Source organism: Chromohalobacter sp. HP20-39 (genome assembly GCF_033052815.1).
GTDB lineage: Bacteria > Pseudomonadota > Gammaproteobacteria > Pseudomonadales > Halomonadaceae > Chromohalobacter.
In genome coordinates, this window is sequence record NZ_JAWHTP010000394.1 from 1 (window position 1) to 322 (window position 322).

Consider the following 322-nt stretch of genomic DNA (forward strand, 5'->3'; position numbering starts at 1 on the left):
CTACGGAGGCGGACCGCAGACTTGGCACACGCATCAACACACGTTGCTCTGGGCGGCAGAAGTCGCCACCACCGATGCCGGCCCAGCGCCGGCAAGACGCGTCATCGCCAAGGTGGCAACACGCTGGAATGCCGCGAGTTGATCGCCGCGTAGGGCTTGCGTACTTGCTTTGTGAATCAAGGCAAGCGGATCGATAGGACGATCGGCACGACGGACTTCGAAATGCAGGTGCGGTCCGGTTGCCGTGCCGGTACGACCAACCGCACCAACACGTTGAGCGCGATCGACGGACATTCCCACCCGGAGCTTGGGTTCGATCTTG

At 62.4% G+C, this 322-nt stretch carries 1 protein-coding gene; it reads right to left on the reverse strand.

Translation table 11 applies throughout. The features are described 5' to 3' along the window. Nucleotides 1-33: 33 nt before the first annotated feature. Nucleotides 34-322: M23 family metallopeptidase (locus RVY79_RS18515; protein WP_317466007.1), on the reverse strand; the 289-nt coding region annotated here is incomplete at its 5' end.